We start from the raw sequence: 14,451 nt of genomic DNA on the forward strand, positions 1-14,451 counted from the left end.
TTTACGATTTATTTTGATAACTGCTACATTTTTGATGCTTAAATCTTCTTGTGGCTGAAATTGTTGCTACCCGAAACCAGGATTTCTCACTTGAGTTTGCATAGTATAGTGCATAAATGTTTGATGAATCGTGACAAAAAACCTAGTATCAATGACTAATGACTAATAACTAATAACTAATAACTAATGCCTAAATTTAAGTCTTTCTACACCATCAATTCGCTGCTCCCTTTTTCTATAATGGATCGCTACCTGGCGAGGGAATTGTTGCCAACATTTTTGTTTGGTGTTGGGGCTTTCGCTTCAATTGGCGTAACAATAGATGCTATGTTCGAGCTAATACGGAAAATCGTGGAATCCGGATTACCGATAAGCATCGCCGCTCAAGTTTTTATGTTAACTATGCCAGAGTTTATCGTTTTAGCTTTCCCCATGTCCACGCTCCTGGCTACTTTGATGACTTACAGTCGTCTTTCCAGCGATAGCGAACTTGTAGCTTTACGCGGCTGCGGAGTTAGTGTGTATCGCATGGTACTCACTGCTGTGATGTTGAGTTTGATCGTTACAGGAATGACATTTGTGTTTAACGAACAGCTTGCACCAGCATCCAAATACCGAGCAACTCAAATATTGAATGCGGCTCTCAAGTCCGAAACTCCAACTATTGTTAAGCGGCAAAACATTTTTTACCCCGAATACCAGAAGGTAAAAAAAAAGGATGGTAGTGGAAATAGTAAAATCTTAACACGCTTGTTTTACGCTGATGAATTTGACGGTAAAGAGATGAAAGGTTTGACAATTATTGACCGTTCTACACAAGGTGTGAGTCAAATCATTGTATCAGAATCAGGCGAGTGGAATCCATCTCAAAATGTCTGGGATTTTCACAACGGTACCATCTATTTAGTCGCCCCTGACCGCTCTTATCGTAACATTCTCAGGTTTGAACACCAACAAATAAAATTGCCTCGGACTGCTCTTGATTTGGCACAGAAAAGCCGAGACTATGGCGAGATGAACATTGGTCAAGCACTGGAACAACTAGAGGTTGAACGTCTCGGTGGTGATGAGCACAAAATTCGCAAACTCCAAGTCAGGATTCAACAAAAAATTTCCTTACCATTTGTCTGTGTCGTTTTTGGTTTGGTCGGTGCAGCAATGGGAACCGTACCTCAGCGTACTGGAAAAGGGACAAGTTTTGGCATCAGTGTCATAGTTATTTTTAGTTATTATTTGCTTTGGTTTATTACTGGTGCTTTAGGAGAAGCTGGTATCCTTTCTCCCTTGGTAGCTGCTTGGATGTGTAACTTTCTGGGATTTGGTGTAGGTTTCTTGTTATTGAGGCGAGTTGCACAAAAATAGTTTTTTGACAACAATCACACCTGGGGTTAATAAATTACAATTGTGGAGTAGGTAGGATAAAAAAACTCGCATTAAAACCGCTGGTCTAAACCTTTTTTCTTTTACCAATTTATTTGTAAACTTAGACTATATTGCCCATGTCACGCCACCACCATCCTCCCGCCTACTTACGCTATCTCAAAGCTAGGTTATGGTATTTAGCACGACCTAGTTTTTGGGGAACAGCAATTTTTTTATCTGTCGTAGGACTGGGTATCAAAGAATACTGGACAAACCCCGACTTTTTGACTCAATGGCAAAAAAATCAAGTTGCGGATAACAAGCCTGTCAATTCCTCTGTTTCAAAGGAAGACAGCCCAATAACACCGGATATTAATAATTTACCACCAGTTCCGTATCCAGCCAAAAATCTCGCCTCCAAACAAAACACTCAAGCAAAAAACAGCAAAAGTTTATTAGAAGCTTTAAATAGCAACACCCAGACTTCTACAAGTGATAGTAAATTAAAGCTTAATGTCAAGGACGGTAATTCTACACCCGTTCTAGAGTTGGAAAATCCATTCCTAGCACAAGCACAGAGTTTATTACAATTTAAAAATCTTCAAAATGGTAGCAATTCACTAGGAGTGAATGCCTTAGCTCCGAGTTTGGGAACGGGATTAGCGACTCAAACCACTTCTAATCAAAACGGCGTCTCAGAAAGTGCCTTGCAAACAGCGCTTAACCAAATAAAGAGCCAACAATCTACAAACTCAAATCGTATCACCTCAACTCAGAGATACCCTCTTGAGCCATCATCTTTACTATCCACTGAAAACAGAAGCAGTCAGACTGTTGTTCCAAGCACTAACTTTAATACAAACACAATCAATCCTCTGAACATAGGAACAGGTTCTACGCAGCCGGGAGCGATTTCTGGAACCAATTACATACAACCAGGAACTACTCCTGGAACAGCTTACCCCCAACCAAGTTTCAATAATCCGCAACCACAAAATTTATCTGGTGGAACAAGTTATATACAACCACCAACTGCAAACCAACTACAAACTTCCATTCCTGGAACAGCTTATCCTCAACCTCAATTAGCACCTGTAGGCATACCGCAAACTCCAAGTGCAGTTCCTAATAGCAGGGCTATTCTTCTTAACCAAGTTATCAACAATAGGTTGAATAACATAAATACTGCTCAGCCATTGTCTAATGTAACACAACCAACATTAGTAGTACCTCCGTCCTCGAATACACTCAGTGCTCCCAACTATACCCCCAATCAAAGTGGCGTTATTAATAATACGCCACCCACGTCCAATAATTATGGAAATATAGGCTCACAGCAAGCCCCAGCTCCAATACCGCAGTATCTTGATCCATCTTTTCCTCAGATTCCCGGACAGTATACTGGTGGCGGACAGATAAATAGGTACTAGTATCCGTAAGATCTATGGCACGAACCTATCTAAATGTTCCATATCAACAAAAAGATCAAGCCAAAAAACTCGGTGCAAGATGGGATGCTAGCTAGCCAGCATGAATGGGATTTAGATATTACCTATCTAGAGCCATTTGGGATATCGAGTCATTCTTCATCGCCCAGACGTGGTAACAGAGCAGGGAATTGAGCAGTTTTAGATAACTGTAGCGCCTGCACCGCGCTATTATTTGGTATCCTAGAAAGCTGGACTAGCTATGACTTAAACTATGCCTGCGCCTACCACCATCCCTCTTAGTACTGCTTTTCCCCTGACAGCCGTAGTCGGTCAAGAAGCGATTAAATTAGCCTTGCTGCTTGCTGCGGTAGATCCGGGGTTGGGAGGAGTCGCGATCGCCGGTCGTCGCGGTACGGCAAAATCTGTAATGGCGCGCGCTATTCATAGCCTACTTCCACCTATTGAAGTTGTATCTGGTTCTATCAGCAATTGCGATCCCAACCGTCCAGAAGAATGGGATGACCAACTTTTGGCAGATTCCTCCCTCAGTCTCCCTACAAGCGAAGATGGAAGCAGCGAGGTAAAAACCGAAATCATCCCCACAACTTTTGTACAAATTCCTTTGGGAGTCACAGAAGACAGACTCTTGGGTTCTGTGGATGTAGAACAGTCTGTTAAACTCGGGGAAACTATCTTTCAACCAGGTTTACTCGCCCAAGCAAACCGAGGCGTTCTCTACATAGATGAAATCAATTTATTAGATGACCAAATATCGAATCAGCTTTTAACAGTATTATCTGAGGGACGCAACCAAATTGAACGCGAGGGCATTAGTTTTCAGCATCGGTGCAAACCCTTATTTATCGCGACTTATAACCCAGAAGAAGGAGCATTGCGGGAACATTTACTAGATAGAATTGCGATCGCCCTCAGCGCTGATGGTGTCCTCGGTTTAGATCAAAGAGTCCAAGCAGTCGAGCAAGCTATTGCTTACTCCCAATCTCCTCAAGAATTTCTCCAACAGTATAGCGAAGACTTAGACAACCTCAAAACCCAAATCATCTTGGCGCGGGAATGGTTAAAAGACGTTTCCATCACCCACCAACAAATTTCCTACCTAGTAGAAGAAGCAATTCGTGGAGGCGTGCAGGGACACCGCGCTGAGTTATTCGCCGTACGTGTTGCCAAAGCCTCTGCTGCTTTGGATGGACGCACACAAGTGAACGCGGAGGATTTGCGGCGTGCTGTGGAACTTGTGATAGTCCCACGGGCGACTGTTGTGCAGACACCGCCACCCCAAGAAGAACCACCGCCACCGCCTCCACCTCCACCACAAGATCAGGAGGAACCCGACGAAGATAATTCCGAACAAGAACAAGAGGAAAATCAAGAACAGCCAGAACAAGAACCGCCTGGTATCCCTGAAGAGTTTATCTTTGATCCTGAAGGAGTCGTTCTTGATCCTAGTGTGCTTTATTTTGCTCAGATGGCGCAGCGGCGAGGTAAGTCTGGCAGTCGTAGTTTAATCTTTTCCGAAGACCGGGGACGTTACATCAAGCCAATGTTGCCGAAAGGAAAAGTGCAACGCATTGCCGTAGATGCCACACTTCGTTCGGCAGCACCGTATCAGAAAGCACGACGGCAGCGGTATGAGAACAGACGAGATAATGCATCCTCTTCCTCAAGAGAACGGCGCGTCTTTGTAGAAGAAAGTGATATTCGAGCCAAGCGCTTGGTACGCAAAGCAGGTGCTTTAATAGTATTTGTGGTAGATGCCTCAGGTTCAATGGCGCTGAACCGGATGCAGTCTGCTAAAGGTGCGCTGATGCAACTCCTGACAGAAGCATATCAAAACCGTGACCAAGTGGCTTTGATTCCTTTCCGAGGAGAACAAGCAGAGGTATTGTTACCCCCCACACGTTCTATTGCTTTGGCGCGCAACCGTTTGGAAAGATTACCCTGTGGTGGTGGTTCACCACTGGCTCATGGTTTAACCCAAGCTGTACGCGTCGGTTTGAATGCCCAAATGAGCGGAGATATTGGACAAGTTGTGATTGTAGCGATAACCGATGGACGCGGCAATATTCCTTTGTCGCGTTCTTTGGGTGAACCGCAAGAAAGTGGACAAAAACCAGATATCAAAGCAGAATTGTTAGAAATTGCTGCTAGAATGCGTGCTTTGGGAATGCAGTTATTAGTTATTGATACAGAAAGTAAATTTGTTTCTACTGGATTTGCTAAGGAGTTAGCAAAGACAGCAGGAGGCAAGTATTACCATTTGCCCAAAGCCACAGATAAAGCTATTGCTGCAATGACAAAAGGAGCAATTGCTGATTTAAAATCTCGTTGATGTCAGCACTTCCATACTTTTTTAAATAAACATCATCACCCTGCTGGCACTGCTTGGGTTTTTAACATAGAGACTAAATCTTGAACTCCCTTTTGCAAATATCGCGTAACTGTCATTGGACTGGTACCAATTTTGTTCGCGGCATCTTTGCGAGAAAATTCATTCAAATATACCATTTCTACTACCATGCGGGGCTTTTCTTCCAACATACTTATTGCCCCTTGAAGTTGTTGCCGTTCTTCGTGTTGTTGTTGCAAACTAGCAGAACGGTGACAAGGAAGTGCTTCACCTAGAGTGATTTGACAATCAATAGACTGAATAACAGTAGCATCTAAACTCAAAGGCATACGGTTCTGAGCAGCTAATTTTGTCTGTTGCCATTCTTGGGGAGAGACCTTGAGTTTGCTTGCAATTTCTAAATCTTTGGGAGGACGACCTAAAGTCAGTGCCAATTCTTTGCGAACCTTTTGCCCTTCGTTATAGAGTTCTTGCCAACGACGCGGAATTTTTAAGAGGGTACAGCGATCGCGTAAAAAGTGCAGCATTTCACCTCGAATGTAAGGCACAGCAAAAGAACTAAAAGCATATCCTTGGCTCGGATCAAAACGCTCAATTGCTCTTATTAAACCTAAATAACCGACTTGCTCTAAATCTTCATAAGGCTCGTTGCATTGATAACTGAATTTATGAGCCATCTTGCGCACTAAGCCAGTATGCATTTGTACAAGTTCATTACGAAGTTTAACAGAAGGATTCTGGTAGTATGCTCGTAGTAATTCTATACCATCAGATTGCATATAGTACTGATTTGCTGCCATATAAATTCCTTTTTAAGAAGTCCTTTTTTGGGAAAAATAAAGTAGTGTAAATCTCCATTACAGCTGTTATTATTTTCCTTAGGAACTCTTGTAGAAACCATTCGTTGTTTTACTGAAATTGTTAATAGTCTTTTCCAAATCTAAGTGTTTTCACGGGTAAAAAACTCGGATTTTTTAGTTGTGGTAAATTAACAAAGTGCTGAGTTGTGAATACTGAGAAGCCAGCGCCCTTCGGGTTCGCAGTCGCCTACGGAGGGAAACCCTCCTGCAGCGCTGTCTCACCGTGTGAAAGTTCCCTTCGGTGCATGCAAACTGCCGTTTTGTTGTAGAGCCACTCTTGGGCTTCCTGTCGAGGTGGCAAGTGGTGTTCCAAGAAGGGGTGTAAGGGTGTAGGGGTATAGGGGAAATGCATTTATATTTTCATCCTTTTACACCCTTACACCCTCACACCCCTAACGTTGGGCGTTAACTCACTCCTGGGAATTATCTTTATGGCTACTAGCTCTGGTTATCAGTAAAAATGGAAAGAAACACAAATGCTCAACTAACTAGAAAATAAGTGTGAAATATGAGCAATACCAGTAACTTCCGTGACGCAATTCGTCAGGCGAAAACTCAAGCCCTAGTCGGTCCCAATGTCATTGCCAACGCTCTTCCTTTTGTAGGCGGCGGACTAGTGCTAACAGCATTAGGGGCATACGGTGGATTGAGTGTCAACCGTGCTAACCCTCAATTGTTCTTGCCGACCTTCTTTGGTGCAGTCATTCTACAGTTGATTTTGTTCTTCGTTGCCCAGAATGTTGCCGAAAAAGGCAATAACAAAGTTGCACTGCCTCTATTAGCAACATACAGTCTGCTCACTGGATACACAATTAGTGGTTTAATCTACTTAGCACTGAGAACCCCAGGTGTTGGTATTCAAGGTGTTGGATTCGCCGCTCTTGGTTGTGGTGTGACTTTTATCGTTGCTCGTCAAATTGGCTCAAATCTTTCTGAGCAAGATGGTATGGCATTGACGAAAACGATTAATCTGGGGGTAATTGCCTTAGTTGCTGTAGTCGGTGTGCAATTTTTATTCAGTATTTTTGGTGTTTACACACCGAACTGGTTAGAAATTGGCATCTCAGGTTTGGGCGTATTTCTCTTTGTTGGTGCATCAGTTGTAGATTTCTACATCCTGCCACGCACCTACCGCAATGACCAATACCTGCCTGCTGCTTTATCAATGTACTTAACATATATCAATTTGTTTGTTTTTATCTTGCGATTGATTCTTGCTTTTAACAGCCGCGATTAAGTACATTGAAGTTTTTTGTCTCAAAACAAAATCAGCCGTGGTTTGACTTTCCAAATCACGGTTTTTATTGAATTTTGGATTTTGGATTTTGGATAATGGAATTGACTCCACCGGCTTCGGCTGCGCTCAGCCCAAGCTAAAGGTGAGGAGCTTGAAAATGAGCGGATTTTGAATTGAGGAATTAATTCCGTCCTAGAAGGACGGGGCTTGTACCGACTAACCCCAATCTAAAATCTAAAATCGTCCCGGTCAAAAGCAGTAAACAGAGGAAGCGATTTATTGACCCGCTGATAACTGTTCACTGTTCACTGTTCACTGTTCACTGATTTAATCCAATCTAAAATCGCCTTGTTCACCACATCTGGGCATTCATCGTGAGGACAATGTCCCACATTTTCTAAGTTAAGCAGTTCCAACTTTTCGTTAAAATTAGCAAATTGAGTCGCAAGTGCAGGGGGAATAAATCGGTCTTTTTGCCCCCAAATCAGAAGCATGGGAATTTGTAAGGTTGGCAATACTGTCTTAACGCTAGGACTAAAGTTAATACCAATGGTAGCTTTCAACAAGGCTGTGAAAGCACGGGCAGAACCTCGATCCCCAGAAGGACCAACCAGAATTTCTACCAGTTCATCGGTGATCGCCTCTGGGTTAGCATAGGCAATACTAGCCCAGCGACGTACTACGTTTGGTCGGCGTAAGAACTGGAATAAAGGCTTAAGCAACAGTGGTGAAGCAACTAGATTTTTGATTCCCATGACAACAGGTCGTAGAATGGGAGGAATCGCTTCTTGCTCCAATGATGGATCAGGCAAACTCATCATAACGACACCTTGCACCATCTCTGGATGAGCAGCTGCGACTGCCAAGCAAACAAGTGAACCAAGAGAGTTACCTACGAGTACAACTGGTTGACAGATAAATGTTTTCCAAAAATCGTAAATCTGTTCTGCCCAAAGATGTACGCTGTAATTTACGGGAGCTTTTTCAGAAGCGCCCCAACCTAACATATCAAGGGCGTAAACAGTATGGTGTTCGCCTAGTACTTCTAAATTCTGTCGCCAATGACCGATAGATGCACCGAATCCGTGTAGCAGAATCAAGGGAGTTGTCTTGCGATTGTTTAGAGCAGGACGAATGTATGTGTAGCGAGTTTGCCAGCCTCTCCAAACCCAGTCTCTTTGATTGCCAACCCGTTGCTGCCAGTCCACGATAGTATCCACGCTTTTCTCCAATTTATCGTACAGAAAAACTTTTCATTTCACTTTGTCAAAGTTAGCTCAACTCCTTGCGGCTAAATCTGTGCAGAGTTGGTACCAATAGTGCAGGCGAAAGTTGATAGTCTTTAAATATATTCTAGACTAGGTGCATTTCGACCTTTTTTTGCTTAGAATCAATACCGAGCCAATACTATTTATAAGCAAACATCAAAATATGCTTATCATCTAAATACTGTATTATCTGAAACGGCATTTTTTACGAACACTGAAAACCAACAAAGTCAATGGTTTTATAGAAAGTGTTACAATCATTAAAAATTGCTACTATTCTGTAACTTAGATTAACGATTGGACAGAAATCCTTTCAAAATGAGTAAAATGGCAGATACAACGAAGACAATGAAACTGCTCTAGGGATTAGCTACCCTAGAACTATAGGTTCATTTTCTAGTCCTCAGTGATTTTAGTATTTCACTTCTGAGGCATACAACAAACAACTAAGTCACTTTCTTAACAAATAGCTCCCACAAATCATGTCAGTGATTGAAAGAAAAAGAAATCGCGACCTGCCCCAAATTAACGAACGAATTCGCTTCCCGAAAATTCGGGTTATTGATACTGATGGTTCTCAGTTAGGAATCCTGACCCCACAAGAAGCACAACAACTAGCAGAGGAAAAAGAACTTGACCTAGTGCTGCTGAGTGATAAGGCAGAGCCTCCGGTTTGTCGGATTATGGACTATGGGAAATACAAGTTTGAGCAAGAGAAGAAGGCACGAGAAGCCCGGAAAAAGCAGCACACTGCTGATGTCAAAGAAGTGAAGATGCGTTACAAGATTGAAGAACACGACTACAATGTACGAGTTAAGCAAGCAGAGCGTTTTCTCAAAGACGGGGATAAAGTCAAAGCAACTGTGATGTTCAGAGGTCGCGAAATTCAACACAGCGACATGGCAGAAAAATTGCTCAAGCGAATGGCAACAGATTTAGAAGCATTAGGCGAAGTTCAGCAAATGCCCAAAAAAGAAGGGCGGAACATGATGATGCTCATCTCACCCAAGAAGTAATCAAGAAATAAGCAAACTTAGCAAATCAGACAAGGGGGGATACTTCCGTTGGTGAAGTTTCCCCCAGTTTTATTTAGCGTCATTCTAAATGATAAGTTCTACGGGCACGCACTCGCGTTCGTGAATAAAAGTAGGAGATGAGGCAGATGCTTCCTCATTATGCTGATTTAAATCCAATCCTTAATTTCACAACTCAAATTGGACTCGCATATAAGATTAACTTTTAAGAGAAAATTGAACTTATTTTAAATGTGATATCGCATGGAATCTCTTATCTCTCGGATGCAGGCGGTGCAGTCGCCTATTATTCCAGTTGTCGCGGAACTGATTCAAAGCTGTCCTGGTACTATTTCTTTGGGACAGGGTGTTGTTTCTTATAGTCCACCACCCGAAGCTATAGAACTTTTGCCCAAGTTCCTAGCTGAACCAACTAATCATTTATACAAAGCGGTTGAGGGAATTTCTCCATTACAAACTGCATTAGCAGCAAAACTACAAGACTTTAATGGTATTGAAATCAATGAGGAAAACTGCATCGTTGTGACAGCAGGTAGCAATATGGCGTTTATGAATGCTGTTCTTGCTATCACTTCGGTGGGAGATGAAGTTATTCTCAATACGCCTTACTATTTCAACCATGAAATGGCGATTACTATGGCGGGTTGTCGTCCGGTAGTCGTCAAATGTGATGAAAATTACCAACTGCGTCCAGAGGCGATCGCCTCTGCTATCACTCCAAAAACACAAGCAGTGGTGACGATTTCCCCTAATAATCCCACAGGTGCTGTGTATTCAGAACAAGCGTTGCAGCAAGTGAATCAAATTTGTCATGATCGCGGTATCTACCACATCAGCGATGAAGCCTATGAATACTTTACCTACAACGGAGTGAAACATATATCTCCCGGTGCATTTGCTGGAAGTAGCAAGTACACGATTTCTCTCTATAGCCTTTCCAAAGCTTATGGTTTTGCTAGCTGGCGTATTGGTTACATGGTTATCCCCAAACACCTGCTTGTCCCCGTCAAAAAAGTTCAAGACACGATTCTGATTTGTCCGCCTGTGATTTCCCAGTATGCAGCTTTGGGGGCGTTACAAGCCAAAGACGACTATTTGAAGAATCATATTGCGGCGATCGCCCAAGTAAGACAAGTCGTACTTGATTCCCTCAACAGCTTACAAGACTTGTGTACCATTGCTCCTGCTGATGGTGCTTTCTATTTTTTCCTGAAAGTTCATACTCAAGTGGATAGCTTTGAACTTGTCAAACGACTCATCCGCGAACATCAAGTCGCAGTGATACCTGGTACAAGCTTTGGGATGGATGATGGATGCTATCTCCGCGTCGCCTACGGTGCGCTACAAAAACAGACAGCAAAAGAAGGAATTGAACGCTTGGTGAGGGGTTTGCAAAAAATATGTAAGGTGCATTAACGCAGTGCGACACACTACCTTTAAACTAGAAATCAGTCAAAAAATAAACTTTATCCACAAGACTTGTATTTTGTGGAACATTTTCATCTTAATAACTTGCAAAATTAAAAACACAAAATTAACTGTATGCCAATTGTTAATCATTTTATAGAAATCGAAACAAAACAAGGAATAAATATTCATAATATTACGTTACAGATTCAAGAGTTGATAGAATCAACCTCAATTAAGAATGGTCAAGCTTTGGTCTTTTCGCGCCACACAACGACGGCATTGGCTATTAATGAATATGAAGAAAGATTGTTACAAGATGTCAAAGTTTATTTGCACAAACTAGCACCAGAATCAGATCGATACTTACATAACGACCTACACTTAAGAGAAAATATTCCTCCAGATGAACCAATGAATGCCCATTCTCACTTAATGGCAATGACTTTAAGTACGAGTGAAGTTATTCCGATTGTGGATGGAAAATTAGCTTTGGGAACTTATCAATCTGTTTTATTCTTTGAGTTAGATGGACCACGTAAAAGGACTATCTTTTGTCAAATTTCTGGGGAGTCGTGAGTGATGAGTTAGGAGTTCAAGCTCAATTCTGGGTTTTTGGCAAGAACCTCACATAGCAAGCAAGTAGGATAGAGACTGCATATCCTAACAGAATTGGCTCCTATATATAGTAGATTAGAACTTAACGCATTCTACAAATAGGTTATGTAGATACAAGGAGATGATGATGTTTCAGTCCTTTTCTACAGGGTTAATATTATTATTGATTGTTATTCTGCCCGCTATGGCAATTGCATACGCAATTTCCTACCGCACAATCGGGCGTCAAGCCGCTCAAAGGCGCTTGGGTCGCAGTGCTTTGTTGATACTGCTTGCTTTCTTCGTTGCCTTAGGGCTTGGTTCACTAGGCAAATATGGGTCGATAAGCTTTAATTTTCTATTTGCAGCTTTTGTGGCGTTATGGCTTTTAAGCTGGAACTGGCGAAAGAGAAAGGCTGGTGCTTTACTACTTGATGTCGGACGGTTTTCACAAAGCAAATTAATGCTTTGGGTTGGTGTATTGGAAGCACTGTTCGCAGTCTTCAACACTTCGTCGGCGATTAATAAAATTTCAACAGGGCTTGGGAATGACACTAAACTGCTAGAAGTTATATCGCAACCGGTTTTGTTTTGGTCGCTAGCCATTTATTTCCTTTCAATGGGATTGAGTAGATTGGAGTTTCGAGAAAACGGCATCTGCTATATGCTTTCAGTAGTGAAGTGGGAGAAACTGACATCCTACTGGTGGAGCCAAGACAAACCTAACATCGTGACGATTGAGTTCAAACAACCACCCTATCTCCTATCAACAGGACTCCGGAGCTTACGAATTCCATCAGCACATCGGGATGCAGTGAAGCAGATTCTGGCTGAGCATTTGATGATGACTGATGTCAAGTAAATCTTACAGAATTGCTGCGTAAGATAAACGCCATATGTTTTGAGGCAGATAAACCAATTGACTTAAGAACCTGGTATATTCTTCGTATAAATCACTTTGTGCAATTAAGTTCAATCAGGGGGTAGATTGCTTGCTGTATGAAACCTTAGTAAAGAGCCTTTTGAAGGTTTTCTTTCTGAATGGGTATAAGCAGCAAAAGTTTTGCACAACTACCGTAGTTTTACGGAAAAAATGAAATTTTAATTATTACAAAACAAGTTGTCAGGAATTACGTGTCACGGCAGTGTATCTACAATTGCATATAAAAAAACTGACTAATACTCTGTCTGAAGTCAATTTCACAACAGGGGAATCATCTAAGATAACAAACCGAAATAACTACTATGGAAAGAATTGGTTATCTTCAGCTTGCATCAGCAAACGAAGCCTCAACAAGAAATGAGCATACTGCTGTGGGATTTTCTCTTAATCTTTTTGCTGGGTTGAATTGGAGAAAACTGTCTAATCGTGCAGCGATACATCTTTTATCTGTAACACTGACTTTGGTAGTCTTGAGTATAGCCGAGCGTGCGATAGCCCAAAGGGCTGACGCTCCGCGTATCGCACTCCAGAAAGTAGGAAGTGGAAGTAGTGGATCTCAAGTCTCAAATATCCAAAGGTGTTTGAGCAATTTAGGCTATTACAAAGGTCCTGTGACAGGTAAGTTTGCTTCCTTAACTCAGGATGCAGTGATTCGGTTCCAGCGAGCCAATGGACTACCAACTGTTGGATATGTCGGTGCAAGAACTCAACAACTATTGCAATCTCAATGTCAAAGTCGAAGATCTAATCAAAGATCGCGAGTGAGTGTTAGCACTGATTTGCGATCAGGTAGCAGTGGTCAAGCAGTCGCTAGATTGCAACAAAATTTAGGGCGTTTAGGTTTCTTTAATGGTCCTGTGACAGGTAATTTTGGTTCAGAAACTCAGCAAGCAGTCATCAGATTCCAGCAATCACGTGGAATACGTGCTGATGGTGTTGTTGGTGCGAGAACAGAAGAAGCAATACGCACCAGTTTTAACACAAATGATTCCTCAGTCAGTGTTAACACTTATCAAGACACAAATAATTCCTCAGTCAGTGTTAGCAGTTACCAAGACACAAATAATTCCTCTAATTCCTCAGTCAGTGTTAGCAATTACCAAGATGGCGTCGGTGGAGATAGCTTACCAAATGCTTTGAATGTGGGTGACTCAGGTGCTCAGGTGAGAGGATTGCAACAGGATTTGCAGCAGCTGAGCTACTTTAGGGTGAATCCAACTGGTTATTTTGGTCGAACAACTCAAGAAGCTGTAGCACGTTTTCAGCAAGATCATGAAATCACACCCAACGGTATTGCTGACTCACAAACCTTGGGAGCAATAAGCACAGCTTTAGCACAACAAGGTAATGGACAAAATTATGGACAAAGTAATGGGCAAAATTACGGCCAAAATTATGGACAAAGTAATGGGCAAAATTACGGCCAAAATTATGGACAAAATTATAGTTGTTCGACCACCGGAGATATCTGTCAGGGTGAGACAAGTCAGCGAGTGACCACCATACAACAGCGTTTGCAGAATTTAGGATTTTTTAAAGGTAATGTCACTGGTTTTTATGGTCCTGCAACCAGAGATGCTGTGGTTCAATTTCAGCGAAACTCTCGCTTAGAAACAACAGGATCTGTCAATTTTCAAACTTGGCAAGCATTAGGTTTGACCAACAACCCGAACAACTCTACAGGATTGAACCCTAAAGAGAATCGCTATGTTGTTCTCATCCCGATTTCTAGAAACGACACTTTAAATGAAGTGCGTCAATATATACCGGAAGCTTTCCGCGCTGAATCTAGACTCGGTCCCTATGTCAATGCTGGACAATTTAGAGAACGCTCACAAGCAGAAGATTTGTCTAAGTGGTTACGTTCACGTGGGTTAGATGCACGGGTAGAATACTTCTAATGGTTAAGAGCTATGAGCTAAGAGTGAGGAGTTATGAGTTATAA

The 14,451-nt window shown here is 42.1% G+C and carries 12 protein-coding genes; 10 read left to right on the forward strand and 2 right to left on the reverse strand.

Translation table 11 applies throughout. From position 1 onward, the window contains the following. Positions 1-186: 186 nt before the first annotated feature. From DP114_RS09695 to bchD, 4 genes are all read left to right on the forward strand, one after another. On the forward strand, positions 187-1,362 hold the full coding sequence (locus DP114_RS09695) for an LptF/LptG family permease (protein WP_246163096.1): 1,176 nt from the start codon (positions 187-189) through the stop codon (positions 1,360-1,362). Positions 1,363-1,499: 137 nt separating this feature from the next. Further along, entirely contained in the window at positions 1,500-2,792 is a 1,293-nt protein-coding gene (locus DP114_RS09700; protein WP_171975980.1) for a hypothetical protein, read from the forward strand. Positions 2,793-2,806: 14 nt separating this feature from the next. Next, positions 2,807-2,887 carry a DUF5710 domain-containing protein gene (locus DP114_RS36250; RefSeq protein ID WP_370460543.1) on the forward strand — a complete coding sequence of 27 codons (81 nt, stop codon included), beginning with the start codon at positions 2,807-2,809 and terminating at the stop codon, positions 2,885-2,887. 176 nt (positions 2,888-3,063) lie between these two features. Beyond that, positions 3,064-5,142 carry a magnesium chelatase ATPase subunit D gene (bchD, locus tag DP114_RS09710; RefSeq protein WP_171975982.1) on the forward strand — a complete coding sequence of 693 codons (2,079 nt, stop codon included), beginning with the start codon at positions 3,064-3,066 and terminating at the stop codon, positions 5,140-5,142. 35 nt (positions 5,143-5,177) lie between these two features. On the opposite strand, the gene DP114_RS09715 is transcribed toward bchD, so the two are convergent. Next, the gene (locus DP114_RS09715) at positions 5,178-5,960 is read right to left on the reverse strand and encodes an RNA polymerase sigma factor SigF (protein ID WP_169263171.1); all 783 of its coding nucleotides are present in this window, start codon (positions 5,958-5,960) and stop codon (positions 5,178-5,180) included. Positions 5,961-6,528: 568 nt separating this feature from the next. Here DP114_RS09715 and DP114_RS09720 point away from each other — a divergent pair. Continuing rightward, positions 6,529-7,257, forward strand: coding sequence for a Bax inhibitor-1/YccA family protein (locus DP114_RS09720; RefSeq protein WP_169263170.1), 729 nt, complete (start codon positions 6,529-6,531; stop codon positions 7,255-7,257). A gap of 305 nt (positions 7,258-7,562) precedes the next feature. Here the strand turns inward: DP114_RS09720 and DP114_RS09725 are convergent, their stop codons facing one another. After that, on the reverse strand, positions 7,563-8,477 hold the full coding sequence (locus tag DP114_RS09725; protein ID WP_169263169.1) for an alpha/beta fold hydrolase: 915 nt from the start codon (positions 8,475-8,477) through the stop codon (positions 7,563-7,565). 530 nt (positions 8,478-9,007) lie between these two features. Here DP114_RS09725 and infC point away from each other — a divergent pair. The 5 genes from infC (at position 9,008) to DP114_RS09750 (ending at position 14,407) form a co-directional block, all read left to right on the forward strand. Then, the gene (infC, locus tag DP114_RS09730; RefSeq protein ID WP_169263168.1) at positions 9,008-9,541 is read left to right on the forward strand and encodes a translation initiation factor IF-3; all 534 of its coding nucleotides are present in this window, start codon (positions 9,008-9,010) and stop codon (positions 9,539-9,541) included. Positions 9,542-9,802: 261 nt separating this feature from the next. Further along, a complete protein-coding gene (locus DP114_RS09735) occupies positions 9,803-10,975 on the forward strand; it encodes a pyridoxal phosphate-dependent aminotransferase (RefSeq protein WP_171975983.1) in 1,173 nt (390 codons plus the stop codon). A 126-nt stretch (positions 10,976-11,101) separates the two neighbouring features. Next, the gene (locus DP114_RS09740; RefSeq protein WP_171975984.1) at positions 11,102-11,545 is read left to right on the forward strand and encodes a secondary thiamine-phosphate synthase enzyme YjbQ; all 444 of its coding nucleotides are present in this window, start codon (positions 11,102-11,104) and stop codon (positions 11,543-11,545) included. 223 nt (positions 11,546-11,768) lie between these two features. Next, positions 11,769-12,425, forward strand: a complete 657-nt coding sequence (locus tag DP114_RS09745; protein WP_171975985.1) for a hypothetical protein — start codon at positions 11,769-11,771, stop codon at positions 12,423-12,425. A gap of 383 nt (positions 12,426-12,808) precedes the next feature. Beyond that, the gene (locus tag DP114_RS09750; RefSeq protein WP_171975986.1) at positions 12,809-14,407 is read left to right on the forward strand and encodes a peptidoglycan-binding domain-containing protein; all 1,599 of its coding nucleotides are present in this window, start codon (positions 12,809-12,811) and stop codon (positions 14,405-14,407) included. Positions 14,408-14,451 lie beyond the last annotated feature (44 nt).

Origin of the sequence: Brasilonema sennae CENA114 (assembly GCF_006968745.1) — a bacterium.
Taxonomy (GTDB): domain Bacteria; phylum Cyanobacteriota; class Cyanobacteriia; order Cyanobacteriales; family Nostocaceae; genus Brasilonema; species Brasilonema sennae.